The organism is Rikenella microfusus DSM 15922 (assembly GCF_000427365.1).
Classification (GTDB): domain Bacteria; phylum Bacteroidota; class Bacteroidia; order Bacteroidales; family Rikenellaceae; genus Rikenella; species Rikenella microfusus.
On the sequence record NZ_KE386488.1, the window covers coordinates 1644478 to 1668423 of the forward strand.

18 protein-coding genes are annotated in these 23946 nt (G+C 57.9%); 6 read left to right on the plus strand and 12 right to left on the minus strand.

Annotated elements, in window-relative coordinates; genetic code table 11:
* Positions 1-85: 85 nt before the first annotated feature.
* The 12 genes from RIKMI_RS0107910 to RIKMI_RS0107965 all read right to left on the minus strand — a co-directional run bounded on the left by RIKMI_RS0107910 (position 86) and on the right by RIKMI_RS0107965 (position 15244).
* Positions 86-589 (minus strand): PNPOx family protein, encoded by a 504-nt coding sequence (locus RIKMI_RS0107910; protein WP_051214431.1) that lies wholly within the window; start codon positions 587-589, stop codon positions 86-88.
* The gene (locus RIKMI_RS13455) at positions 567-1925 is read right to left on the minus strand and encodes a M23 family metallopeptidase (protein WP_051214432.1); all 1359 of its coding nucleotides are present in this window, start codon (positions 1923-1925) and stop codon (positions 567-569) included. Before RIKMI_RS13455 ends, RIKMI_RS0107910 begins: the two co-directional genes overlap by 23 nt.
* Before the next feature lie 4 nt (positions 1926-1929).
* A complete protein-coding gene (locus tag RIKMI_RS0107920) occupies positions 1930-2847 on the minus strand; it encodes a YitT family protein (RefSeq protein ID WP_037291711.1) in 918 nt (305 codons plus the stop codon).
* A 29-nt stretch (positions 2848-2876) separates the two neighbouring features.
* Complete coding sequence (gene leuS / locus RIKMI_RS0107925) at positions 2877-5621, minus strand: leucine--tRNA ligase (RefSeq protein ID WP_027291173.1); 2745 nt, start codon at positions 5619-5621, stop codon at positions 2877-2879.
* Positions 5622-6452: 831 nt separating this feature from the next.
* Complete coding sequence (locus RIKMI_RS13460; RefSeq protein WP_037291714.1) at positions 6453-8216, minus strand: S41 family peptidase; 1764 nt, start codon at positions 8214-8216, stop codon at positions 6453-6455.
* A complete protein-coding gene (locus tag RIKMI_RS0107935) occupies positions 8213-8668 on the minus strand; it encodes a hypothetical protein (protein ID WP_027291174.1) in 456 nt (151 codons plus the stop codon). The genes RIKMI_RS13460 and RIKMI_RS0107935 overlap by 4 nt, the downstream gene beginning before the upstream one ends.
* A gap of 508 nt (positions 8669-9176) precedes the next feature.
* A complete protein-coding gene (gene recN, locus RIKMI_RS0107940) occupies positions 9177-10859 on the minus strand; it encodes a DNA repair protein RecN (RefSeq protein WP_027291175.1) in 1683 nt (560 codons plus the stop codon).
* Between the two features lie 27 nt (positions 10860-10886).
* Positions 10887-12131, minus strand: coding sequence for a bifunctional phosphopantothenoylcysteine decarboxylase/phosphopantothenate--cysteine ligase CoaBC (gene coaBC, locus RIKMI_RS0107945; protein WP_027291176.1), 1245 nt, complete (start codon positions 12129-12131; stop codon positions 10887-10889).
* 29 nt (positions 12132-12160) lie between these two features.
* The gene (locus RIKMI_RS0107950) at positions 12161-12493 is read right to left on the minus strand and encodes a DNA-directed RNA polymerase subunit omega (RefSeq protein WP_027291177.1); all 333 of its coding nucleotides are present in this window, start codon (positions 12491-12493) and stop codon (positions 12161-12163) included.
* Between the two features lie 21 nt (positions 12494-12514).
* Entirely contained in the window at positions 12515-13597 is a 1083-nt protein-coding gene (locus RIKMI_RS13465) for an outer membrane protein assembly factor BamD (RefSeq protein ID WP_115356447.1), read from the minus strand.
* Positions 13598-13802: 205 nt separating this feature from the next.
* Positions 13803-14879, minus strand: a complete 1077-nt coding sequence (locus tag RIKMI_RS14870; protein WP_147288494.1) for a hypothetical protein — start codon at positions 14877-14879, stop codon at positions 13803-13805.
* 68 nt (positions 14880-14947) lie between these two features.
* Entirely contained in the window at positions 14948-15244 is a 297-nt protein-coding gene (locus RIKMI_RS0107965; RefSeq protein WP_027291179.1) for a hypothetical protein, read from the minus strand.
* A 385-nt stretch (positions 15245-15629) separates the two neighbouring features.
* Between RIKMI_RS0107965 and RIKMI_RS0107970 the strand changes: the two genes are divergently transcribed.
* The 6 genes from RIKMI_RS0107970 to leuD all read left to right on the plus strand — a co-directional run bounded on the left by RIKMI_RS0107970 (position 15630) and on the right by leuD (position 23674).
* A complete protein-coding gene (locus RIKMI_RS0107970; protein ID WP_027291180.1) occupies positions 15630-16895 on the plus strand; it encodes an aminotransferase class I/II-fold pyridoxal phosphate-dependent enzyme in 1266 nt (421 codons plus the stop codon).
* A 100-nt stretch (positions 16896-16995) separates the two neighbouring features.
* Positions 16996-18090: a methylmalonyl Co-A mutase-associated GTPase MeaB gene (gene meaB / locus RIKMI_RS0107975; protein ID WP_027291181.1), complete on the plus strand. Its 1095-nt coding sequence runs from the start codon at positions 16996-16998 to the stop codon at positions 18088-18090.
* 330 nt (positions 18091-18420) lie between these two features.
* Positions 18421-19716 carry an MATE family efflux transporter gene (locus RIKMI_RS0107980; RefSeq protein WP_027291182.1) on the plus strand — a complete coding sequence of 432 codons (1296 nt, stop codon included), beginning with the start codon at positions 18421-18423 and terminating at the stop codon, positions 19714-19716.
* A 149-nt stretch (positions 19717-19865) separates the two neighbouring features.
* Positions 19866-21359: a 2-isopropylmalate synthase gene (locus tag RIKMI_RS0107985; protein WP_027291183.1), complete on the plus strand. Its 1494-nt coding sequence runs from the start codon at positions 19866-19868 to the stop codon at positions 21357-21359.
* A 131-nt stretch (positions 21360-21490) separates the two neighbouring features.
* Entirely contained in the window at positions 21491-22879 is a 1389-nt protein-coding gene (gene leuC / locus RIKMI_RS0107990) for a 3-isopropylmalate dehydratase large subunit (RefSeq protein ID WP_027291184.1), read from the plus strand.
* Positions 22880-23074: 195 nt separating this feature from the next.
* Positions 23075-23674 (plus strand): 3-isopropylmalate dehydratase small subunit, encoded by a 600-nt coding sequence (gene leuD, locus RIKMI_RS0107995; RefSeq protein ID WP_027291185.1) that lies wholly within the window; start codon positions 23075-23077, stop codon positions 23672-23674.
* Positions 23675-23946 lie beyond the last annotated feature (272 nt).

The window sequence follows — 23946 nt, forward strand, 5'->3', positions numbered from 1 at the left end:
TTGTATCAGGGCGGTTTTTCTCCGGTCGGTTTCGGATCGACCTGTCATTTTTGCCGTTGTCGGGCATGGCATTTTTCGGGAGGCATTATCGGCGGGCCGGCCAGTGTAGCTTGGTACCGAAGCCCAGCGTGTTGTCGGTATATTTGAACCGCGTGATCCGCAGCACCCACAGGTCGCTGAGCATCACGGCGGCGAACGGGAACCGTTTCAGATAGGCGTTTTTCGCCGCGGCCGACTGTTCCGGCGAGGCGTCGGCCCGCGATACGGTGCCCTGGAACTGAAGCCCCTGCAAACGTCCGACGATTTTCGATTCCAGCACGACCGATCCTGCCGCTGCCGGATTGCCGGCGAGCAGGACGGCATGTTCGGTTTCGACCGGCGAAGTGAAAACGAACGCTCCGCCCGGAAGTTCCGCCGACGGACGCTGGTAGGCGTAAAACAGGTTGCAGCACCACAGCCCGCCCCCTTCGGGCGCCGAGGCGGCCAGCGTCATCACGCGGTGCCGCCCGATGAAGCGCAGAATACGTTCGTCCGGCGGAGAGGCCGTTCCCTGTCCGGCGACCGGTTTATTTTCGGCGTTGCTGTCCATAAGCCTCCATCACTTTGTTCACGTCCCGCTTCATTTGGTCGAACGCGGCTTTGTTGCCGGCCTTGATGGGCGTACTCGGCTGCGAGGTATTGGTCAGCGGGTTGATATATTTGCCGTTTTTTTTGAGCCGATAGTCGAGGTGCGGCCCGGTCGATCCGCCCGTATTGCCCGAATAGGCGATCACCTGGCCCTGTGCGACGCGCTGGCCTTGTTTCACGGCGAAACGGCTCAGGTGCAGGTAGGCGGATTCGTAACCGTTGGCGTGTTTGAGCCAGATCCGGTTGCCGCCGCCGAACGGATCCCAGCCCCGGCGGGTCACTACGCCGCTGGCTACGGCGCGGACGGGGGTGCCGACCGGACAGGCGTAATCCACGCCGTTGTGCTGCCTGCGGATTCGTTTGATCGGGTGGATGCGGGAGCCGAAGCGGGAGGTGACGCGGGCGTTGAAACTCAGCGGAGACATCAGGATCGCCTTTTTGAGGCTGGCCCCTTTATCGTCCCAGTATCCCCATTCGTTGTCCTGAAAGAACCGGTATCCCCGGTATTCTTTTCCGGCGTGGGTGAATTCCACGCCGTGGATCGTTCCGATTCCGATGCTGACGGTGTCGATGAACATCTCTTCGTAAACGACGCGGAACTTGTCGCCTTTTTGCAGGGCGTAGAAGTCGATGGTGTATTCGAAAATCTTGGACATCCGCGTGGCGAGGTCTTCCGGCAGGTCGTTCTCGTAGATCGTCGCGAAAAGGGAGCTGTTGATGACCCCTTCGGCGTAGCGTTCTTCGCTGGTCACCTCTTTCCGGTCCACGCGCACGTAGACGCTGTCGCACATGGCGAAGGTCACGTAGTCGGTCTTGTTCCGTTCGTACACCAGATAGCAGAGGGTCTGGGCGCTGTCCGGGGTCAGGAATGCGGTGTAGGTCTGCCCGGCGCGGATGTCGCGCAGTTCGAATTTGCCTTTGGACAGCTCGATCAGCCGGTTCACGATGCTGATATTGACGTTGTACCGTTGGTTGAGCAGGCGCGAGAAGGTCTCTCCGCTTTCGATTTCGCCGCGTTCGATTTCATAGTCTTCCACCGGCAGCCCGTAGGCTTGCCGCTGCGGCTGGAGCACGATGGAATCGAGCCGCGAGCAGGCTTCCAGCGGAGCCAGTCCGGAGGGGGCGTAATATTCCGCGCCGAGCGAATGGGAGCAGCGTTTGACGCACAGCAGGATTCCCAGTACGAGGATGACGGCCAGCAGGATGAGAAATACCAGTACCAGCGGGTGTCGCCGCACGGCCCGCCGGAAAATGCGGTAGAAAGTCGGTGCGTTTTTATTCGGAGAATCCTGTGCCATATGCCTATTTGGTTTTCAGTACGTCGAACCCTTCGCCGAACACGCCCATGACGCTGGCCTGCGTGATGAACGCTTTGGGGTCGATCTCTTTGATAATGCGGTAGATGCTCGCCGCTTCGCCGCGGCGGCAGATGATGAGGGCCACTTTCTGGGGGGTCTTGGAGTACCAGCCGGTGGCGTCGAGTATGGTTACGCCGCGGTTTACTTCGTGGATGACGCGCTCGGCGATCTCTTCGTATTTCGGGGAGAATACCATGATCTGGGACGACGACTTGCTGCCGGACAGAACCATGTCGATGACGGTTCCGCAGGTGAACAGGGTGACGTAGCCGTAAACGACGCTCGGCAGGTCGCGGAAGACGACGTAGGAACTGCCGACGATCACCACGTCGATCAGCATGATCAGCTTGCCGAGGCTGACGTTCCGGTATTTGTTGATGATCATGGCGATGATGTCCGTCCCGCCGGAGGAACCGCCTACGGAGAAACACATGCCGATCCCCACGCCGGCCAGACCGCCGCCCAGGATGGCGGACAGCAGTTTGTCCGCCGCCAGGCCCATCAGGTCCGGCGGGAAGGCTTCCTGCATCACGGTCAGCGACAGGGAGTTGAACAGAATGGCGTAGATCGTTTTGGCGCCGAACCGAGGCCCGAGTACCCAGAACCCGAAGGCCAGCAGGATGATGTTGGCGAGCAGGTAGGTGACCCCGACCGGAATCCCGCCCTGTCCTGCCGCGTCGCTGGTGGCGTAATAGACGATCGTACCGATACCGCCGGTACCGCCGCCGACCACCTTGGCCGGAATCAGCAGGGCCGTCCAGCCGAAAGAGTAGATCAGCATACCGAGCGAAATGACGATATAGGCGCGGATCTCGCGCCCGATGTCGCGCATGCTGAGTTTGGGCTTGGATAGTGTTTTCATGGTTATGCCGGTTTAGCGGGAGTTACGGATCAGCACACGACGTTGATGATCTTGCCGGGCACGACGATCACTTTCCGGATCGCCTTGCCGTCGGCGTACCGGGCGGTCTGCTGATCGGCCCTGATCGCTTCGGCGATCGCGTCCGGGGTCATCGACCGGTCGAAAGTGCGTTTGAAACGCATCTTGCCGTTGAACGATACCGGGTATTCGAACGACGATTCGGCGAGGTATTTTTCGTCGTACACGGGGTAGGGCGCGTCGCATACGCTCTCCGCCGGGGCGTGTCCCAGCGGCCCGTGCCACAGCTCTTCGGCGATGTGGGGGGCGAACGGGGCCACCAGAGCCACCAGAGGTTCCAGTATCTTCCGCGAGGTGGTCTTGTGGTCGTACAGCTCGTTCAGGCAGATCATGAATGCGCTGACGGAGGTGTTGAACGAGAAGTTCTCGATGTCTTCGCCGATTTTTTTGATGGTTTTGTGCAGCGTTTTCAGTTCGGCGTCGGTCGGAACGGCGTCGTCCGCGTTGCCGACTATCCGCCACAGCCTTCTCAGGAACTTGTGCACGCCGTCGATGCCGTTGGTGTCCCAGGGTTTGGACTGTTCCAGCGGGCCGAGGAACATTTCGTACATGCGCAGGGTGTCGGCGCCGTAGTTTTCGACGATCATGTCGGGGTTCACTACGTTGAACATCGATTTGCTCATCTTTTCGATGGCCCAGCCGCAGACGTATTTCCCGTCTTCGAGGATGAATTCGGCCTCTTTGAATTCCGGCCGCCAGGCCTTGAACGCTTCGAGGTCCAGCATGTCGTTCTTCACGATATTGACATCGACATGGATCTCCTGGGTCTTATACTGTTCTTTCAGGCCGTACGAAACATAGGTGTTCGGCCGGTCGGTCACGCGGTAGACGAAGTTCGAGCGGCCCTGTATCATTCCCTGATTCACCAGCTTCTTGAACGGCTCGTCCTTGCATACGTATCCCAAATCAAAGAGGAATTTGTTCCAGAAGCGTGAGTACATCAGGTGTCCGGTCGCGTGTTCGATCCCGCCGACGTAGAGGTCCACATTCTCCCAATACTTATTGATCTGGGGATCGACCAGCGCCTTGTCGTTGTGCGGGTCCATATAGCGCAGGTAGTAGGCGGACGATCCCGCAAACCCCGGCATGGTGCTCGTCTCGTATTTCCATCCGTTTACCCGGGCCAGCGGAGGTTGCCCGTCTTTGGTCGGGGTGAAGTTGTCCGTTTCGGGCAGCACGAGGGGCAGCTCCGATTCCGGGACGAGCTGCGGCACTCCGTCCGCATCGTAGGAGACGGGGAAAGGTTCGCCCCAGTACCGCTGACGGCTGAAAATCGCGTCGCGCAGGCGGTAATTGACTTTGCGGTGGCCGATGCCGCGTTCTTCGATGGCGCGGAACATGGCGGGAATGGCCTCTTTGACCTCCAGTCCGGTCAGGAAGTCGGAGTTGATGAGTTTGCCTTCTTTCGCATCATAGCTGCCTTCCGTCACGTCGCACTCGATGATCGGTACGATCGGCAAGTCGAAATGTTTGGCAAAGGCCCAGTCGCGGCTGTCGTGCGCGGGCACGGCCATGATGGCTCCGGTGCCGTATCCGGCCAGCACGTAGTCGCTGATCCAGATGGGTATCTCGGTGCCGTTGAACGGATTGACGGCGTAGGCGCCGGTAAATACGCCGCTTACGCGTTTGGTGTCGGCCATGCGTTCGCGTTCGCTGCGTTTTTTGGTCTCGGCGATATAGGCTTCTACGGCGGCCTGCTGTTCGGGCGTAACGATGGCCCGGATATACGGATGTTCGGGCGCGAGTACCATAAAGGTGACGCCGAAAACGGTGTCGGCCCGTGTGGTGAAGATTTCGAGCTTGTTCTCTTCGGGCTGTCCTTTGATGGGGAAGAACATGGTGGCGCCGGTCGATTTGCCGATCCAGTTGCGCTGGATCTCCTTGAGCGATTCGCTCCATTCGAGGTTATCGAGTCCGGCGAGCAGGCGTTCGGCGTAAGCGGTGACGCGCAGCAGCCACTGGCGCATCAGTTTCTGCTCCACGGGGAAGCCTCCGCGTATCGACAGCCCGTCTTTCACTTCGTCGTTGGCCAGCACGGTGCCCAGTCCTTCGCACCAGTTCACGAGCGTGTCGGCCTGGTAGGCCAGGCGGTAGTTCATCAGGATGTCCGACTGTTCTTTGGGGGTGAAGGCTTTCCATTCCGCAGCCGTGAAGTTCTGCTCTTTGCCGCAGGCGGCACGGAGGCCGGCGGTACCGTGGGCCGCGAAATGGGCTTCCAGCGCGGCGATGGGTTTCGCTCGGTCGGCGGCGGTGTCGTAGTAGTGGCCGTACATCTGTTCGAAGGCCCATTGCGTCCATTTGTAGTAGCCGGGGTCGCAGGTGCGTACTTCGCGGCTCCAGTCGAAACTGAATCCGATTTTATCGAGTTGTTCGCGGTAACGGCGGATGTTCTGCTCGGTGGTCACGGCCGGGTGCTGTCCGGTCTGGATCGCGTACTGTTCGGCGGGCAGCCCGAAGGCGTCGTATCCCATCGGGTGCAGCACGTTGAATCCTTTTTGCCGTTTATAGCGGCTGTATATGTCCGATGCGATGTATCCCAGCGGGTGCCCGACGTGCAGGCCGGCCCCGGAGGGATAGGGGAACATGTCCAGTACGTAGTATTTCGGCCGCGAGGGGTCGGCTTCGACCCGGTAGGTTCCGGCTTCGGCCCATCGCTGTTGCCATTTGCGTTCGATCTCTCTGAAATCGTATTCCATTTCGTATTTCGTTGTTGTTTTAAGTCTTTTTTATCCGGTTTATACATCCCGTCGAAACAGGAGCGGTGCGGACGGCAAGTTGTTGTTTAGTCTTTTTTATTCGGGACTGTATACGATTCTGCACAAACCCTGTTTCGGCTCTGTGCCGGACGGCTTTCAGCCGTCGGAGGGGACGATTCGCTTTCTCGCAAAGCTCGATGCGGTTCGCTCCCGGGCGTCCGACCCGAATGAAAAATAATAGTACGGTTAATCGTCCGCGTAGCGGTCAGCCCGGAGCCACCCCCGGCGTAGGGCTGCAACCTGCGGTCTTGCCCTCGCTGGCTCCGGGCCGGAAACAGCAAATTAACCGTAGGTTTAAATGTACTGTCTTTCGCCGACGGGCGTTTGTTTTTCTTCGCCCACTCATGCCGCGGGGACACCGGCTGTGCCGCACGCCTCATGCCGGCGGGGCACTTGCTTTCTTGTACGACCAAGAAAGCAAGCAAAGAAGCCGCCGGGAATGCGATTCCCCGTTCCCGACTAACGTCGGAACGGAAAATCGCACATTCCCGGGTTTGCAGTCTTTATCCGTGTTTCGATACCAATGTAAGAAGTCAGGAGTACTTGTAAACCGTACGTTTCTTTGTAATGGGGCGCAGCCTGCGGGGAACGGGAACGAGCTGTGCGAGCGAGCGGGCCTCCGCTGCGGGAGGCTGCGGCCCGCGCAACCTTTAGGTCGCAAAGCATGTCTCGATTATTTAACCGTATGATTTTCCTGGCGTGCTTTATTCCCGGATAGGTATGAACGGTATTGCAGGGTATGTTCCGGGCCGTCTGCCGACGGTCTGAAAACTATTTTTTGTCCGTATCCCGAGTGGTTACGATACGCGTGTACTCGCTTTTGTCCAGCAGGATGTCCGCCGCCCGCCGCGCGGTCTTGTCCCTGCGGAGCATATATTCCAGCCGTCCCGCATCGTAGTACCACCGCGTGATGACCGCGTCGGCAAGCACCTCCCGTATTTCGGGGGCGAATGCCCGGAGTTCGGCTTCCTTGTCGTCCTTGATCTTTTCGGCGATGGCGTCCAGTTCGCCGCTGATCCGTTCCGAATATTTTTCCCGTTCCGCCGTCCGGCGCAATTGAGCGAGCAGCCGTTCCGTTCCCGATTCGAACGCGATCGGTTTATCGGCCATCATGCGGCAGAAATCCGCATAGGTACTGTCGTCGATCGCGAATCCTTTGTCCGGAGTGCGGCTGACGGCGTAACGGTTCGCGAAGTCGTCGATGTAGCCCGACCCCAGCAGGATGACGGTAAATTTACTGAAATATTCCGCATCGGTCTTCACGTCCGGCACGATTCCTCCGCCGTCATAAACGGTGCGTCCCCCTGCCGTGCGGAACGGACGTATCAGCGAGTCGGGCACGGCGCCCACGCTGCCGTCTTCGTTGCGGTGGCTGTAATCCACCGCCTGGATGCACCGTCCGCTGGGAATGTAATATTTGGCCGTGGTGAGCTTGACGTAACCGTTTTCGCCGACCGGACGGGTCGATTGCACCAGCCCCTTTCCGAAACTTCGCTGGCCGATGATCACGGCTCGGTCCAGGTCCTGCAACGACCCGGCTACGATTTCGCTGGCCGACGCCGAGGCGCTGTTGATGAGTACGGCCAGCGGTACGTTCGGGGCTATGGGTTCCCCGATGGTCCGGTAGGTCGAGTTCATTTCCGGAACGCGTCCCCGGGTGGTCACCACGGTCGTGTTGCGGGGGGTGAACAGGCCTGCGATTTTCACCGCTTCGCCCAATATGCCGCCCGTGTTGTCGCGCAGGTCGAGGATCAATCCGGCGAGCGCGTCGCCGCGCTGGCGTTGCAGGGAGGTCAGCGCTTCCCGTACCTCTGCCGCGCAATTTTCGGTAAAGCTGTTCAGGCGGATATATCCCACCGAATCGCGGCCGGAGGAGTCTTTGACCCATCCGTAGTAGGGTACGGCCGGGACGGAGATCCGTTCGCGTTTGACGGCGACTGTTTTCGTTGTCGTCGTGTCGGCGATGGGGCGGATCACCAGCGTGGCCACGGTCCCGGCTTTGCCTTTCATCCGGTCGCTGGCGAAAGCGACATCGCGTCCGCTCATATCCGTACCGTCCACCGACAGGATGCGGTCGCCTGCCCGCAGGCCGGCTTTGTCGGAAGGGGTGCCGCGATAGGGTTCCGCCACCTCGATCCATTTCCCGTCCGAGGATTTGCGGATCAACGCCCCGAGTCCGGCGTATTTGCCGGTGGTCATGGTCTCGAAATCGGCCATCTCTTCGGCGGGCAGGTATTCGGTGTAGGGATCGAGACCCTCCAGCATGGCGTTTCCGGCCTCTTTCACCATCTGCGCGGGCGAGGTGGTATCCACGTAGTAGAGGTTCACTTCGCGGAAAATATTGAAAAAGGTCTCCATCGACCGTCCGATTTCCAGGTCCCGCCGCTGCGACACGACGGCGCTGCTGTCGGCGGTTTTGCCGGCCGCCGGCCGTTTTCTGGCCGCCGCGTCCGTGGCCGGAAGGCACAGGCCGCCGGCCAGCAGGACGGCGGGCAGTATGCTCCGGAATACGATTATGGGTGTCGTTCGTCTCATGCGATATAGGTTCCCATGCGGAATGCGGCCCGCACGACCTCTTTGCGGTTTCCTTCGATGAAGGAGACGCCGTCCGCGTCGGTAGTGATTCGGACCTGGTCTTCCCACATCATGGCTACTTTCTTGGCAGTCGAGGCGGCTTCGAACAACATGTCGTCGGCCGGGCGGTTCTCGGAGCCGATCCGTTTGAATCCGCACATGGCCATGATGCGTTCCACGTCGTCGGCGCGTTCGGCGGCATTGAAGGTGAGCCGTTTGCGGGTAAAGCCGAAAAAGGGGTAGAGCAGGGCGAAGACAACGACCACGCCGAGGAACATCAACCCGCGCGAGGTGGTCCACAGCACGCTCATCGGCGATGCGCTGCCGAAGGCCCGCAGCAGGGCGAAGAGGATAAAGAAAAGGATAATCAGGTAAACGGCGTATTTCGCCGCTCGGATCGGGTATCGTTTCATGCGTTTCTTGGTTGGTTCGTAAGGTTTCGTGTCGCGCGTTAGCGCTGTCGTTTCGCAGGTTGTGCCGCTTCCCGGCCGGAGTAGCTCCGTCGGGTTCCTGTCCGGGTTCGAGGCGCCTTGTTCGGGCGGTTGGGGACGATCGTCCCCCGACTTCGGGTAAAGGTGTGCCTGCCGGAATGGTATTCGATCTTTATCCGATTATATATTTCAAGGTAAGTATATACGACTTGACCCTATATCCATATGCCCGCTTAATTCTCAGTATATTTCGGCCCGCGCCCGCCCCTTTAAGCAGAGAAAAGCCTCGATCCCCTGTGCCGAGCGGCACCGCAGGGCCAGTTAGGGAGATCGTTACCCGATTTGGGTAAAGTCGTATATACTTACCTATTTCAATAAGCCACCCTTTTTATTGCTGTTTGCCGGTTTGCGTCGCCCCGACGGATTCCGGCTGTCGGGCGCTGAGCCGATGGAGAAGATCAGGCCGAGCAGGTTATATAATCAGGAATCTTCAAGAACGTTTCAGCAGTTCCCCTGCTTGCGTGCGGGCCGCATCGGTCACCGCGCTGCCGCTCAGCATCGCCGCGATATGCTCGACCCGTTCTTCCGGAGTCAGCTCCCGGATACGGGTTCCCGCGCCGTCGGCCGCGTCTTTGTACACATAGTAATGATGCTCCCCTTTGGAGGCTACCTGAGGCAGATGGGTGATGTTCAGCACCTGCATCGAATCGCCCATGGCGGAGATGATTTCGCCCATGCGGTCCGCCACCGATCCCGATACGCCCGTGTCGATTTCGTCGAACACGATCGTCGGCATCCGCAGGCTGCGGGCCGCCAGCTCCTTGAGCGCCAGCATCACGCGCGACATTTCGCCGCCCGACGCTACGTTCTCGATCGGTTGTGGAACCGTTCCCGCATTGCCGCTGAACAGCATTCCGACGGAGTCCGCTCCGGTGGCGGTCAGCCCTCCGGCCGGGGCGATTTTCACTTCGAAGGTGGCTCCTCGGATACCCAGTTCGCCCAGCGATTTCATGACATGGCGTGCGATCTTCGGAGCCGCCCCGCTGCGTCCCGCCGTGATCCGTTCCGCCTGTTTCGCGGCTTTTGCCTCCATCTCCCCGATTTGCCGTTTCAGCTCGCCGATCCGTGTTTCGGCCGCGTCGAACCCCTGCAATCTGGCATCCAGTTCGGTTTGCAGGCGGAGCAGCTCTTCTTCGGCGTTCGTTTCGTCTATGCGGTGCTTGCGGCAGAGGGCATAGATGTCGTCCAGCCGTCCGGTAACGGCCGCCAGCCGTTCCGGGTCGATGTTTATCCCGTCCCGCCGCCGTTCGCACTCTTCGGCCAGGTCTTTGAGTTCCGGATAGATGCCGGAGAGCCGTTCTGCCAGCTCTTTCGCCGGCGGGTACTGTTCCGTCAGCCGGGAAAGGGCCGAGGCCATGCTTTTGACGCCGGCGACGATGCCGCCCTCCAGCGGTCCGTTGTCCGCCGTCAGCAGATTCGCGCAGTAGTCCAGCCCTTGGGCGATCTCTTCGGCGTGGGTCAGCAGGTTTTGTTCGTCTTCGAGTTCCCGTATTTCGCCGCTGCGCAGTTTCAGGGACTGTAACTGTTCCAGCTGGTATTGCAGGTAATCCCGTTCCTTGGCGGCGGCTTCGTCGGCCTGTACGGTTTTGGTCAGTTCCGCTTTCAGGGCGTTCAGTTTTTTATAATCCGCCGTATAGGCGGCCACCGCCGGCAGCTGTCCCGCGACGGCGTCCACCAGATGGGTCTGGAAGTCCGTGCCGGCCAGCAGCAGGGTCTGGTGCTGCGAATGGATATCGACCAGCCGGTCGGCCACGGCCCGCAGGGTGCCCAGATTGACCGGGATGTCGTCGATGAACGCCCGGCTTTTTCCGGTTGCCGAGACCGTGCGCCGAACGGTGATTTCGTCGGCCCAGTCCAGATCGTTCTCTTCGAAGATGGGCAGCAGTTCGTCCCGGTAGCCGCGGACGTCGAAAACCGCTTCGACGGCGCACGAGGCGGCTCCGTCGCGGATCGTCGAGGCGTCGGCACGCGATCCGCCCAGCAGGGACAACGCGCCCAGCAGGATGGATTTCCCGGCGCCCGTTTCGCCCGTGATGATGTTCAGTCCGGGGTGGAACGCGATGTCGAGGTGCCCGATGATGGCGTAATTGTCTATTTTCAGTTCCCGTAACATGGTTGTCGGCGCTGTGCGGTGGAATGGTTAGCCTTTCCTGCCGAATTTCCGGCAGATGCATTCCGCGATGTCTTCCGCCACGGCTGTTTTGGATTTCAGCGGCAGCGGCGTTTCGGGTTTGTCCGGGTCGCGGTCGATGAGGGTCACTTTGTTGGTGTCGGTCCCGAATCCGGCGCCGGGGTCCCGCAGGGAGTTCAATACGATGAGGTCCAGGTTTTTGGCCTCTAACTTGCCTCTCGCGTAGGCGGCGGCTTCGGGGGAGGTTTCCAGCGCGAACCCCACGGTGATCTGTCCCGGCCGTTTGATGCGGCCCATTTCCGCCGCGATGTCTTTGGTGGGTTTCAATTCGAGCAGGAACGGGGTGTCCGGGTCGTGCTTGTATTTTTCGTCCAGCGGTCGGGCGGGGGTGTAGTCGGCCACTGCCGCGCAGAACACCGCCCCGTCCGCCGCGGGGAACAGCCGTGCGCAGGCTTCGTACATGTCGGCGGCCGAGAGGGCCTTTTCGATCATGATGTTGGGCCGGGGGCGGGACAGCACGGCGGTGGCCATGCCGCTGACCAGCACGACGTCCGCTCCCCGCGAGGCCAGCGCTTCGGCGATGGCGTATCCCATCTTGCCGGTGGAGTAGTTGCTGACGAACCGCACCGGGTCGATCGGTTCGACGGTGGCTCCGGCCGTCACGATCAGCTTTTTCCCGGCCAGCGGCGGCAGTTCGTCCCGGTGCGGTTCGAAACGGCTGCGCAGGCAGGCGACGATGGCCTCCGGTTCGGCCATTCTTCCTTTGCCGACCAGCCCGCTGGCCAGTTCGCCTTCTTCCGGTTCGATGACGCCCGCGCCGTAACGGTCGCGCAGGATACGCAGGTTATCCTGGGTGGCCGGATGGCGGTACATGTCCAGGTCCATCGCCGGGGCGACGCTGACGGGGCACCGGGCGGAGAGCCAGGTGCACAGCAGCAGGTTGTCGGCGATGCCCCGCGCCATCTTGGCCAGGGTGTTGGCCGTGGCGGGCGCGATGAGGTAGTGGTCGGCCCATTCGCCCAGCGAAATGTGGGAGTTCCACGCGCCGTCGGTCGGGTCGAAGTTGTCGATCAGGATCGGGTGTCTGCACAGTGTGGCCAGTGTCAGTGGGGTGATGAAATCCCTGGCGCTCCGCGTCATGACGACGCGGACGTCGGCCCCCTCTTTGACCAGCGCCCTAATAAGCATAGCCGCTTTGTAGGCGGCTATGCTTCCGGTGACTCCCAGCAGGATGTGTTTTCCTTGCAGTGACATGCGGTGATGTTCGGTCGGAAATGCGGGGGTTATTTTTCCGCCGCCTGCGGGTTCCGTTCGCGGAAGCCTACTTCGCCTTCGAGGTACTCTTCGATGGCGATCAGGGTCGGTTTGGGCATGCGTTCGTAGTGGCGGGATATCTCGATTTGCTCGCGGTTTTCGAAGGTCTCTTCGAGGTTATCCGAGGCGAACGAAAATTCGGAGAGTTTGCCGGCCAGTTCCTGTTTGATCTCGCTGTTGATCTGGTTGGCCCGTCTGGCGATGACATTGACCGTTTCGTAAATGTTGCCCGTGGCGGCGTCCAGGTCGCTCAGGGTCCGGGTGACCGTGTTGGTCGGGACGTTCTGGGTTTTGATTTCCATGTCGTATGGCGTTGTCTTGTTTTATTTTACTTCCAGGACAGGGGCTTCGTTTTCGTTCGAAGCCCGGTCGTCGTTTTTGCGGTTCTTGCTGTCGCTTTTCTTCAGTTTTCTGGCTTCGGATTTGATCCGTGCCTGCTGTGCTTTCAGGGCGGCTTCGTCCTGTTTGAGTTTGATCTTGGCCTGGTTGCGTTCTATCTGGTCGCTGATGGTGCGCAGTTTGGCTTTTTGTTGCTTGATGCTCTCCTTGAGGCTTTCGGCGCCGATGCGGTCTTTTTCGATATCGACGGCCGCCTGTTGGTTGTTGTCCACGTAGGACTGCGCTTCGGCGAACATCTTGTCGAGTTCTTTCAGGTAGTCTTCGCTTTCGGGAAATTCGCTGCGGAAGTTATAGTAAGAATCGACCATTTTCATGTAACGGTCGAGTTTGCGGGCGGGGATGCTGTTCTTGGCGTAGTTGTACCACGATTTGCAGATCAGGTACATCATCGTTTCGCGGTAAGGCGTTTCGGGGGTGTCTTTCAGCGAATAGCGCAGGGCGGCCACCGAAGCGGGGTAGCGCTGCAGCTTGAAGTAGAGGGAGGCGTTGATGAACTCTTTTTCGTAGAGTTTCGCCTGAAGCTCTTCGAGTATCTGCCGGATGTCTTCTGCCTTGATGCTTTCCGGGTGGCGGTTCAGGTATTCGTTGAAGGTGGTGATCGCTTTGCGGGTTTCGGTCTGGTCGCGTTCCGCCGGTCGCGAAAGGTGGTACCAGCACATCGGCAGCAGGTATTCGGCCTCTTCGGCGAACGGTCTGCGGCTGAACGCTTTGCGGTATTGGTCGAACCCGTCGGCCGCCACGTCGTAAATGCCTTGGTTGTAGTAGGCTTTGGAGGTGTAGAACAGGATCGTGTCGGCCCGGTCGGTACTGTAAAGGTCGTTGTACACCGCCTCGAAGCAGAGCGCCGCATTGCGGAATTTCTTGTTCCGGTAGTAGTCCAGCGCCGCCTGGTAGATGTTTTCGGTATTTTTACTTTTGAGCAGTTTGTTCAAGCCTCTGCCGGAGACCGTTCCGGGGACGGCCGCCAGCAGGGCTGCGATGAGGACGGTGAACCGTATGTATCTCATAGAATGGGTCGTGGTCGTGTGGATATGTATCAATTTACAAAGGTAATAAACTTTTCGGAAAGGAGCGGAAAAGGCTGTGCGGCGCGATAGAAAAAACGCCCTTGTCCGGAAGGGGACGAGGGCGTGGGAATGAGCATTATGGCCGGTGATTCTTTATTTTGCCGACAGGGAACGGAAAAGAGGGCTTCGCCGGGGAGGCGAGGCGTCATTCGACCGGATATTTTTCCGGCAGCTCGAACGTGACCAATTCGCAGTTCGGTGCCGTGAGGGCGTACAGAGTGCGTTCGTCTTCCGAAAGCTCTATGTTGTATAAGTCGATGTCGGTTCGCAGTCGTGCAATCCGATTGCCGTCGTGGTCGTAGATCAGAATCACGTCTGCTCCGGGGATGGCCATGGGGTCGGGACGATTGGAATATGCGTTTTGTGTATCGTCGTACCACAATACGTAAATATGTTTCTTCCCGACTTTCGTATCTTCGGTCACTCCTTTTATGCGTTCAGGTACCCGATTCAATCGTGCTCCTTCGATTCGGTAGACCATTTCTGAAAATGTGTCTTCCCATAATTTTTGCGGTTTTTTCTGAGTGTCCAAATGATAGCATGCAATGTATGGGAAATCCAGGGGCGTGTAAACAGCAATGCCGTAAGATGACATTAAAAGGCCTTGGAGACGTTCCGCTGCGTTGGAAATGGATTCCGGTATAGGAGAGGTTCCGAAATATCCGACCTGATTTAGGGTGCTGTCGATCAGGGAGAATATACTATCCTGCTGATGAAAACAGGCCCCCATATAGGTGTCTTTGTTCAATAAACAAATATTCAGATTGTTTTGTGTCGGCACATCACCTTGATCAACGCGTCGTTTATTGTGTCCTCGCATGGTCAGTGAATCCCCTTGCTTTTGCAATGTGTAGGTGATCACGCTCCTCGACGCTAAATCATAGGCCATAAACGAACTGTCCGGGCCTCCGTTCGTATACGGGAATGCGGATGCCCATACTACTTCTGTAGGGCCTTTGCCGACCACGCCGAAGTGTCCGATCTCCTGATAGGTTCTGGTCGATAGCAATCTGCCGAAACCGTCTCCGATACGGGGAGAAATGACAACTAATACAGAATCCAGTCTGAAAAAGGCTTCGGGTAATTGGGCGAATATATTTGGATTACGGAGGGTGTGTGCAATCCGGATTTCCGGTCCGAATGCGGCTTCCTTTGTGGATTGACATGCGGTCGTGCTTAGTACAATCGAAATGAGTACGAAAAGAAGAGAGATATGGCGCATTGTACAATAGGTTGGAGATTAGAAAATCGGAGCACACTGATGTGTGCTCCGTGATGCGAGGTGATGGTTTACTTGTGACGTGCTCCCTGAACGTACTCCATGTAGTTTTGACCCGGAGTTACGGTCAGCATCCCACAAGAGGCGTTGCGATATGTCTCGCAGTCATCTCGTCCGGTCATGTCTCCCGTATAGATATCTCCGTCGATATCTATAAAATCAGGAGGCAACGCCATTGCTTCGAGATTGGCGAGAGTGAGGTCTGAAAGCTGCTCCCGGGGCTGCGCCTTGAGGTAGTTCAGGTAAGCGCCGCCGCCGATCAACAGGACGAAAACGCCGCCTAACTGGAATTTGTTCGAGCGTTTCATGGTTTCTACGTTTTAAAACAATGTGAATCAACCCTGGGTTTGCTTGCAATATAAAACTTTAAACGACAAAACAAGCTTTTTGCATTATTTTCCGAAAGTCTCCTCATCCGGTTTGTTTCGGTATTCCGGATGGCTGTCTCGCCCGCGGGTGAGACAGCAGGGCGCGCAGGGGGACGCGCGCCGGGAGATCGAAGGCCGAAAATCTTGGAAAAGCACAAGTTTAAAAGGGGTATTGCCGCTATTCTTTAAATGAAATACTTGAGAAAATTCCTCCGCTCCGGGATCGGTAAAATACGATTTTATACTTATCCGGGAGACGGACAGCGGAACGGAAAAAAGCCTACCTTTGCCCCAAAATTTTCCGTCAAATCATCAAAATTACCATATTGTGGATATTTTCGAACGAATCAAAAAGGATGCAGGCGGTCCGATCGGCCAGTATCAGAAGCTGAGCCACGGCTACTATTCTTTCCCGAAACTCGAAGGCCCGATCGGCCCGCGGATGTTGTTCCGCGGCAAGATGATGCTGAACTGGAGCCTGAACAACTACCTCGGTCTGGCGAACCATCCGGAAGTGATGGCGGCGGACGCCGAGGCGGCCCGCGAGTTCGGTATGGCGGCCCCGATGGGCGCCCGCATGATGAGCGGCCAGACCAAATACCACGAAGAGCTGGAACGCCGGCTGGCGGCTTTCGTTCACAAACCGGACGCGTTCCTGCTCAATTTCGGGTACCAGGGGATGGTGTCGATCATCGACTGCCTGGCCACGGCCCGCGACGTGATCGTCTATGATTCGGAGGCTCACGCCTGCATCATCGACGGCTTGCTGATCCACAAGGCCAAGGGCGGCAAACGGTTCGTTTACCACCACAACGACATGGCCAAATGCCGTACGATGCTCGAACGCGCTTCCAGACTCGCCGAAAAACAGGGCGGCGGCGTGCTGCTCATTACCGAAGGGGTATTCGGGATGAAAGGCGACTTGGGCAAGCTGGACGAGATCGTGGCCATGAAAAAGGATTTCGATTTCCGCATCCTGGTGGACGACGCCCACGGGCTGGGAACGATGGGCAGGACGGGGGCCGGCACGCCCGAACATTTCGGGGTGGAAGAGGGGATCGACGTCCATTTCGGAACTTTTGCCAAATCGTTCGCCGGTATCGGCGCGTTCGTGGCTTCCGATCCGGATATCGTGAATTTCCTGCGTTATAACATGCGGTCGCAGCTCTATGCCAAGTCGTTGCCGATGCCGATGGTGAAAGGTGCCATGAAGCGCCTCGAACTGATCCAGACCCATCCCGAATATCGTGAAAAGCTCTGGACCATCGTTCGCGCTCTCCAGAAAGGTTTCGTAGAGGCCGGGTTCGATATCGGGGTGACCCAGTCGCCCGTAACGCCGGTTTATATGAAAGGGGGCGTGGAGGACGCCACGAATATCGTGGTCGATTTGCGCGAGAACCACAACCTGTTCTGCTCGGTGGTGGTCTATCCGGTGATCCCGAAAGGGGAGATCATCCTGCGCATCATTCCCACGGCGGTGCATACGCTGGAGGATGTCGAATATACGCTGAACGCTTTCAAAGCCTGCCGCGGCAAGCTCGAAGCGGGCGAATACCACAAACCGATCCAGAATATGGCCGACCCGATGTAGGCGGACTGTTTCTTGGATATTTCCAGGGGCTTTTTTCCGATTATCGGAGAAAAGCCCTCTTTTTTGTATCTTTACCTCACAACCAATCCGGGAATACGAAGTGGAACATTACGAAGAACATCATAAAGAGACTTTCAGGGACAGCGCGTTGGAGGTGGCCGCCGGGGTCGAACGGCCGCCGGTGGTGAACCCGCATTATAAACGGGCGAAGCGCCGCCGGCTTTCGGCGGATGAGTATGTGGAGGGCATATTGGCGGGGAATATCACGGTGCTGAGCCAGGCGATCACGCTGACGGAAAGTCTGCTCGCGGAGCATCATGAGTTGGCCCAGCGGATTATCGAACGATGCCTGCCTCATGCGGGCCGGTCGGTGCGGATCGGTATCACGGGGGTGCCGGGGGCCGGGAAATCGACTTTCATTGAGGCGATGGGGGGTAAGGTGACGGGGTTGGGGCACAAGCTGGCGGTATTGGCGATAGACCCGAGTTCGGAGCGGACGAAGGGATCGGTGCTGGGCGACAAAACGCGGATGGAGACGCTGGTGCACAATCCGGACGCTTTTATCCGCCCGTCGCCGTCGGCGGGTTCGTTGGGAGGGGTGGCGCGTAAGACGCGGGAGAGCGTGATTCTGTGCGAAGCGGCGGGGTTCGATGTGATCTTTATCGAAACGGTGGGGGTCGGTCAGTCGGAGACGGCGGTGCATTCGATGGTCGATCTGTTCCTGCTGATCCAGATTTCGGGAGCGGGGGACGAGTTGCAGGGAATCAAACGGGGGATTATGGAGATGGCGGATATGGTGGCGATCAACAAGGCGGACGGGGATAATGTGCCGCGTGCGGAATTGACCAAACGCCAGTTCCTGAATGCGCTGGCGCTGTTCCCGATGCCGGAGTCGGAGTGGAAACCGAGGGTCTATACGACGTCTTCGACGAAGGGTACGGGGCTGACGGAGTTGTGGCGCGGAATCGAGGATTACCTGAAGTTTACGAAGACGAATGGGTATTTCGACCGGAATCGAAGCCGACAGGCGAAGTATTGGATGTATGAAACGATCGATTCGGAGTTGCGCGATAATTTCTATAAGTCGCCGCGGATCGAGCCGCTGTTGGCGGAGTACGAAAAACGGGTACTGGAGGATAAAATCAGTTCGTTCGCGGCAGCCCGCGAACTCCTCGATCGCTATTATTCCGAATAACCGTTCGATTATCCGTACGTAGAGGGTAGAGTCCACTGTTCTTTCTTTGAAAAGAAAGAACCAAAGAAACTTTCGAGCAGGTTTGCGGTTCCATAGTTTGTCGATGCCCCTTTGCACTATGTTTTTTGTTTTGTAAGAACAGGGGGCTGTTCCCTGTATTTGCATGAATGCCCCCTGTTCTTACAAAACAAATGGTCAAAGGATAAGTCATCCGTCAGGCTCAGGAGATGCGAAGCATCTCAAAAAGTTTTTCTGGTTCTCTTTGTTCACAAAGAGAACAGTCACCTCAAACCTAAACAGTACAAACAATCGAACGAATATTAGAAAATAGTGAATCGGAGGATACTGTCGTTAGCGATACCCAATATTATATCGAACATTACCGTTCCCCTGCTCGGTATGGTCGATTTGGCCATAGTCGGGCGGTTAGGCGACGACGCCCTGATCGGAGGGATAGCCGTCGGCGGGACCATTTTCAATTTTCTGTACTGGAACTTCAGTTTTTTGCGGATGGGGACCAGCGGATTCGCCGCCCAGGCCTACGGCGCCCGTGCGTTGCGCGAAGCCGCCAAAGTGCTGGTGCGGGCATTGGGCGTCGCCGTTGCCGTCGCCTTGGCGATATGGGCGCTGCAAACCTTCGTCGTGCGGGCCGCGATGAGCGTGATGGACGGCAGCGAAGCCGTCGAGAATGCTGCCAGCCGTTATTTCCTCGTCCGTATTTGGGCCGCTCCCGCCACCCTCTCGCTCTATGCTTTCACCGGATGGTTCATCGGCATGCAGAACTCCCGGACGCCCATGTGGATCTCCATCGGTATCAATATCGTCAATATAGCGTGCAGCCTCGCTGCCGTCCGGTTGTTCGGCATGGGGATCGAAGGCGTCGCGCTCGGCACCGTGATCGCCCAGTGGAGCGGAGTGGCGATGGCGCTGCTCGTCATCCGCAGATATTACGGCCGCTTTTTCAGCTGGGAAACCTTCCGGCAGAGCGGGTTGCTGTCCTGGAGCGTCATGCGGCGTTTTTTCAAAGTCAATAGCGATATATTCCTGCGTACGCTCTGTCTGGTAGCCGTTTTCACCTCGTTTACCGTCGCCTCCACGAAGATGGGCGATACCCTGCTGGCCGTCAATACCCTGATGCTGGAGCTGTTTACCCTGTTCTCCTACATGATGGACGGTTTCGCCTATGCCGGCGAGGCATTGGCCGGGAGATATTACGGAGCCGGCAACCGGCCCATGCTCCGCCGTGCGGTGCGGGGGCTGCTGCTTTGGGGGACGGCCGTGATGTTGTTCTTTACGCTCGTTTACGCCGCGGCCGGGGAACGGATTCTGGGCCTGTTCACCTCCAGTGCGACCATTCTGGATGCCGCGCGGGAATATGCGGTGTGGGCCGTACTGGTGCCCGCGTGCAGTTTTCTGGCGTTTATCCTGGACGGCATCGTGGTCGGGATCACGGCCACGTGGATCATGCGTAACGCGATGTTCGTCGCGACGGCAGTCTTTTTCGGCGTTTATTTCCTGGCCGGGCCGGCGCTGGGCAACGCCGGATTGTGGATCGCCTTCCTGAGCTACCTGTTTGTGCGCGGGGCGGTGCAGTGGGGAATCTCCAGACATCGGATTCTGGGTTAGATTTCGGTGTGTTTTTATTGTTTATCTATTTTGTATTCAATGATTAATGTGGGTTAAAATCGGGTTTGTCGTCGTAGAATCGATTTGAACCTGCGATGCGGAGGAATTTCCGCAGCGTACTTTTACGTGCTTAAAAATCGAAAAATCATATGGCAGATAAACTGTATATCTTCGACACGACACTGCGCGACGGCGAACAGGTTCCCGGCTGCCAGCTCAATACGGTGGAAAAAATCGAAGTGGCCCGCCAGCTCGAATTGCTGGGCGTCGATGTGATCGAGGCCGGTTTTCCGGTTTCCAGCCCCGGCGATTTCAATTCGGTACGCGAAATTTCGAAAGCGGTGACACAGCCGACCGTCTGCGCCCTGACACGCGCCGTGGAAAAGGATATCGAAGTGGCTGCCGATGCGCTGAAATATGCCAAACGCGGTCGTATCCATACCGGTATCGGGACTTCCGACGAACATATTCGGTATAAGTTCAATTCCACGCGCGAAGAGGTGCTCCAGAGGGCCGTGGCTGCTGTCAAGTATGCCAAACGGTTCGTGGAGGATGTCGAATTCTATGCCGAAGATGCCGGACGTTCGGACAACGAATACCTGGCGCGGGTCGTCGAGGCGGTCATCAAGGCCGGGGCGACCGTGGTCAATATACCGGATACGACCGGTTACTGCCTGCCGGCGGAATATGCGGCCAAGATCGCTTATCTGATGGAGCATGTGGACGGCGTGCACCGGGCGGTTCTTTCGACGCATTGCCACAACGACCTGGGTATGGCGACGGCCAATTCGCTGGCCGGGATCGTGGCCGGCGCTCGGCAGGTGGAGTGTACCATCAACGGGATCGGCGAACGCGCGGGGAATACGGCGCTGGAAGAGGTCGTCATGGCCCTGCGGTGCCATAAAGAACTGGGCATCGACACGGATATCGATACCAAGCGGCTGACTTCGACGAGCCGGCTGGTGTCGAGCCTGATGAACATGCCGGTGCAGGCCAATAAGGCGGTGGTGGGACGCAACGCGTTCGCCCACTCGTCGGGCATCCACCAGGACGGTGTGCTGAAAAACCGCGAAAGCTACGAGATCATGAACCCGGAAGATGTCGGGCTGTCGGACAACGCGATCGTGCTGACTGCCCGCAGCGGCCGGGCGGCGCTCAAACACCGGCTGGAACAGCTCGGGTACTTGCTCGAAGGCGACTCCCTGGCCAAAGCGTATGAGAAGTTCCTCGTGCTGGCGGACAACAATAAGAACATCCAGGACGAAGACCTGCTTGCGCTGGTCGGCGCCAAAGAAAAGAAAGACCGCCATATCCAGCTTACCTATTTGCAGGTGCTTTCCGGCACGCTGGTACCGACGGCCACCGTGCGGGTGCAGATCGGCGGCAGCGAAGTGACGGCCACCGCTACCGGCAACGGCCCGATCGACGCCTCGATCAATGCGATCCGGACGATCATCAAGGACAAGATCACGCTCCAGGAGTTTCTGATTCAGGCGATGACCAAAGGGTCGAACGATCTGGGACGGGTGCATATGCAGCTTGTCTATGGGAAGGTGTCGGTACACGGGTTCGCCATCAATTCGGACATTACGCTGGCCGCCGTCGAAGCCTATATCGACGGGGTGAACAAGGCGCTGGCATAGGGTGCTTTCGCCCCCGGCCGGGGGCGAAACAGGCGCCGCGGAGTTTCAGGCCTGAGCCGCTTGCGGCCTGCGTTACCGCGGGATTTTCCGTTTTTTACTATCTTTAAAATTTCAAACGATACATAATACTGATGCCACAAACACTTTTCGACAAGGTCTGGGACGCCCATGTGGTGCGCCAGTTGGACGGAGGCCGGTCGGTGCTTTATATCGACCGTCATTACATACACGAGGTGACCTCGCCGGTCGCTTTCGGGGGACTGCGTAAACGGGGAATCGGGATTTTCCGGCCGGATCAGACCACGGCGACGGCCGACCACAACACACCGACGCTCGACCAGGACAAACCGCTCGAACCCGGCGAATCGAAAACCCAACTCGACCAACTGGACAAAAATTGCAAGGAGTTCGGCATTGCCAATTATTTCGGCCTGAACAATCCCCGGAACGGGATCGTGCATATCATCGGGCCGGAATACGGCTTTACGCAGCCGGGGATGACGATCGTGTGCGGCGACAGCCATACCTCTACGCACGGGGCGTTCGGTGCGGTGGCGTTCGGTATCGGGACTTCGGAGGTCGAGATGGTGTTCGCCTCGCAGTGCATCATGCAGCCGAAACCGAAAAAGATGCGCATCACGGTCGAGGGCAAGCTCGGCGAAGGGGTGACGGCCAAGGATGTCGCGCTCTATATCATTTCTCAGATCACGGCGGCGGGCGGTACGGGCCATTTCATCGAGTTCGCGGGTTCGGCGATCCGTTCGTTGTCGATGGAGGGGCGCATGACGCTCTGCAACATGAGTATCGAGTGCGGCGCGCGCGGCGGTATCGTGGCGCCGGACGAAACGACGTTCGAGTATGTCCGGGGACGGGAACATGCTCCGAAGGGCGAAGCGTGGGACAAGACGCTGGCCTATTGGAAAACGCTGTACAGCGACCCGGATGCGGTATTCGACAAGGAGTACCGTTTCGATGCGGCGGACATTCAGCCGATGATCACTTACGGTACGAATCCGGGGATGGGGCTGCCGATTACGGGGACGATTCCGCAGCCGGCTTCGGAGAGCGATGTGAAGGCGTTGGAGTATATGGATTTCAAGGCGGGCGAGCGGATGATCGGCAAACCGGTGGATTATGTGTTCCTGGGGAGTTGCACGAATGGCCGGATCGAGGATTTTCGTCTTTTCGCCCAGGCGGTGAAGGGGCATAAAAAGGCGGATAACGTGGTGGCCTGGCTGGTGCCGGGGTCGCATATCGTGGAGCGGCTGGTGCGCGAGGAGGGGTTGCTGGATATTTTGCATGAGGCGGGGTTCGAGTTGCGTCAGCCGGGTTGCTCGGCGTGTCTGGCGATGAATGCGGACAAGGTGCCGGCGGGCAAGTATGCGGTTTCGACGTCGAACCGTAATTTCGAGGGCCGCCAGGGGCCGGGGGCGAGGACGTTGCTGGCGTCGCCGCTGGTGGCTGCCGCGGCTGCGGTGACGGGTAAGGTAACGGACCCGCGGGAGTTTTTTAAGAAATAGTGTCATTTTTATTACTACCCGTGTTGCACTGTCGCTTTTGGGCGGCGAGCATAGTGAGCCGCGCGCGTCGGACGCCTCCCCACGGGAGGCCCGCAACTTTTGCGTTGCTCAATGCGGTCGCTCCCGGGCGTCCAACCCAATCGCCCTTGCTTTCATGCGGTGCGGTAATAAAAAGGAACAATTAACATTCAGACAATGGCAAGAGAGAAATTTGTTAAGATCGTATCGTCCGCCGTGCCGGTGAACGTCGAGAATATAGATACCGACCAGATCATCCCGGCCCGGTTCTTGAAAGCCACCGAGCGCAAAGGGTTCGGCGACAACCTGTTTCGCGACTGGCGGTACACGAAAGACAACCGATTGATTTCCGATTTCCCTGTCAATGACAAGGCGAAGTACGAGGGGAATATTCTTGTGGCCGGATATAATTTCGGGTGCGGATCCTCGCGCGAACATGCCGCATGGGCCATTTACGACTACGGTTTCCGGGTCGTGGTGAGCAGCTTTTTCGCCGATATTTTCCGGAACAACGCCCTGAACAACGGGTTGCTGCCGATTCAGGTAACGCCGGAGTTCCTGTCCGGAATCTTCGATACGATCGCCAAAGACAGTAAGGCGCAGTTTACGGTCGATCTCGAAAATCAGACGATTACCAACAATACGACGGGGGATAGCGAAAAATTCGCTATCGACGGCTATAAGAAGGAGTGTCTGCTGAACGGCTACGACGATGTGGACTATCTGGTCACTTTGCGACCGGAAATCGAAACGTTCGAACATGCCCGTAACCGTTAATCCCCCTTTATTTATTAACCGTTCGATTATCCGTACGTAGAGGGTAGAGTCCACTGTTCTTTCTTTGAAAAGAAAGAACCAAAGAAACTTTCGAGTAGGTTTGTGGCGCCTCAGTTTGTCGATGCCTCTTTGCACTGTGCTTTTTGTTTTGTAAGAACAGGGGGCTGTCCTTTGTATTTGCATGAATGCCCCCTGTTCTTACAAAACAAATCGTCAAAGGATAAGTCATCCGCCAGGCTCAGGAGATGCGCAAGCATCTCAAAAAGTTTTTC

Excerpts from the sequence above, each read along its gene's own strand:
- recN (WP_027291175.1), bottom strand. The coding sequence starts at position 10,859 with ATGTTACGGGAACTGAAAATAGACAATTACGCCATCATCGGGCACCTC.
- leuS (WP_027291173.1), bottom strand. The coding sequence starts at position 5,621 with ATGGAATACGATTTCAGAGAGATCGAACGCAAATGGCAACAGCGATGG.
- RIKMI_RS0107950 (WP_027291177.1), bottom strand. The coding sequence starts at position 12,493 with ATGGAAATCAAAACCCAGAACGTCCCGACCAACACGGTCACCCGGACC.
- RIKMI_RS13465 (WP_115356447.1), bottom strand. The coding sequence starts at position 13,597 with ATGAGATACATACGGTTCACCGTCCTCATCGCAGCCCTGCTGGCGGCC.
- RIKMI_RS13460 (WP_037291714.1), bottom strand. The coding sequence starts at position 8,216 with ATGAGACGAACGACACCCATAATCGTATTCCGGAGCATACTGCCCGCC.
- RIKMI_RS0107920 (WP_037291711.1), bottom strand. The coding sequence starts at position 2,847 with ATGAAAACACTATCCAAGCCCAAACTCAGCATGCGCGACATCGGGCGC.
- RIKMI_RS0107985 (WP_027291183.1), top strand. The coding sequence starts at position 19,866 with ATGGCAGATAAACTGTATATCTTCGACACGACACTGCGCGACGGCGAA.
- RIKMI_RS0107910 (WP_051214431.1), bottom strand. The coding sequence starts at position 589 with ATGGACAGCAACGCCGAAAATAAACCGGTCGCCGGACAGGGAACGGCC.
- RIKMI_RS0107965 (WP_027291179.1), bottom strand. The coding sequence starts at position 15,244 with ATGAAACGCTCGAACAAATTCCAGTTAGGCGGCGTTTTCGTCCTGTTG.
- RIKMI_RS13455 (WP_051214432.1), bottom strand. The coding sequence starts at position 1,925 with ATGGCACAGGATTCTCCGAATAAAAACGCACCGACTTTCTACCGCATT.
- RIKMI_RS0107935 (WP_027291174.1), bottom strand. The coding sequence starts at position 8,668 with ATGAAACGATACCCGATCCGAGCGGCGAAATACGCCGTTTACCTGATT.
- leuD (WP_027291185.1), top strand. The coding sequence starts at position 23,075 with ATGGCAAGAGAGAAATTTGTTAAGATCGTATCGTCCGCCGTGCCGGTG.
- leuC (WP_027291184.1), top strand. The coding sequence starts at position 21,491 with ATGCCACAAACACTTTTCGACAAGGTCTGGGACGCCCATGTGGTGCGC.
- coaBC (WP_027291176.1), bottom strand. The coding sequence starts at position 12,131 with ATGTCACTGCAAGGAAAACACATCCTGCTGGGAGTCACCGGAAGCATA.
- RIKMI_RS14870 (WP_147288494.1), bottom strand. The coding sequence starts at position 14,879 with ATGCGCCATATCTCTCTTCTTTTCGTACTCATTTCGATTGTACTAAGC.